Consider the following 1,732-nt stretch of genomic DNA (forward strand, 5'->3'; position numbering starts at 1 on the left):
GCGTCAAACGTGAAGTCTGGAGCTACGTTGTCAACGAGTATCGTTGTCGTTGTTGAATCTCTGTCACAGGAATCTGATACTTCAAGCGCTATCGTTCCATAGTAGCAGTCCTGATCTTCCACGTTCCAGCGCCACTTGCTTCCGTCAGAGGACCATGGTACCAATTCTTCCTGTCCTCTGTCAACCCAGATCCACTTTTCCAGAACCTCATCATAGACGTATTCTTCTATGAAGCCGAGGTCAACTGTAAGGGAAGCGTCTTCCGGACAGTTGTCAGTAGCGTCCCATGTGAGATATAGAAAGTCTGTGGTGTAAACGTCATCACATTCGATGTCGCTTCTGTCTACCGGCTGACCCTCTTCATACACAAAGCCGAATTCGAGTATTCTAGGTCCTACGTTGTCGATTATTATTGGAGAATCGAAGAGTACAGCGTAGGTATCGAATGGGTACATTTCTAGCCAGAGTTCCATTTCTTCGATCTCTTCAGGTGTAAGGTAACCGTAAACATATGACCAGTTCCAGCAGGTATCCCATGCCCAGAGATGAAGGTTTATCTCTTCGCAGTCAAGGCCATCATATGTCAAAGTGGCGTAACCGGTTGGCGAAACTGCGAGATATATTCCACCATTTGGCTGCTGCTCGTCAAGACCGGCCACTATTGATGGAGCATTGTCAAGTTTACCAGAGAGGATGTTAGTCGGAACGCTCAAGAAATCGTTTATAGCTTCAGATTCGGGATCGAGCTCCACGGTAGCATTTGAAGTTATATACAGGAAAACGAATTCTGTAGCGTAGCCGGTTTCTTCTCCAAACCACTCATCGAGATTCATCAAGCAGCCATCAGTTACTGCCCAGTCGATAACGGTCTGCGTGGAGCATTTGTCTATCTCCGGCACGTTGAGCTGTATATCCGGTGCTATGTTATCTACTATGTATGTCTGAGAGTATTCCACATCTCTTCCACACACATCGACACCGGTTAGTGTTATCACTAGTTCCTCACAGTCCATTCTGGGTAGTTTCAGTACGACGTAGCTTGGAGAGCACTCTGAATCAAATTCCTTCTCCCATATCCACTCGTCGCAGTCGATTACCCATCCGCAAGGTGTCTCCTTTGAATCGAAGCAACCTCTGGATACTGTCATCTTCATCTCTTCCATACATGCAGTAGCTTCATACCATACCAGGACTTCATCGGTCATACAAATATGGAGAGAACCGTCAACGAATTCCCAAGATGGCTCTACATACAGGAATACTTCTGGCTCTGCGGTATTGACAAGAACAAGTGCGGTTTCAAAGCCTTCATTGCCGCATTCGTCAACACCGTAAAGCTCTATCACTAGTTCACCGCAAGTAACGGTGCCTTCCCAGGTGACAGTCGCTATTCCAGTAGAAATGCCGTCCATCCATGGTTCAAGGACTGCGAACGTTGCGTCCGGACAAATCTCTTTCTCGAGACTTTCGAGACCGTTGCCGTTTTCTTCTCTTAGCCAGTAGGCGTTTATTTCGGTAACTGTTGCGAGCTGGCAGTCTTCAAGTATCCAGTCGAATGTGAGTATGTTGCCTTCACATATCTGGTCCGGAATTCCAATAAGTTCTATCTCCGGTGCTATGTTGTCTATGAATATCTCTTCACTTACTACTGTGGTGTTCTTGTAGAGTCCATCGCAGCAATTGCCTTCGCACAGGAAGTCAAACTCACCACAGAAGTCTGTCGCTGTGAGTG

The 1,732-nt window shown here is 46.8% G+C and carries 1 protein-coding gene; it reads right to left on the reverse strand.

Annotated features, from left to right (window positions below; genetic code table 11):
* Window positions 1-1,732 (reverse strand): hypothetical protein (locus BG32_RS15585; protein ID WP_183084311.1); only part of this gene is annotated, 1,732 nt, incomplete at both ends.

It is taken from the genome of Mesotoga sp. HF07.pep.5.2.highcov, assembly GCF_003666285.1.
Classification (GTDB): domain Bacteria; phylum Thermotogota; class Thermotogae; order Petrotogales; family Kosmotogaceae; genus Mesotoga; species Mesotoga prima.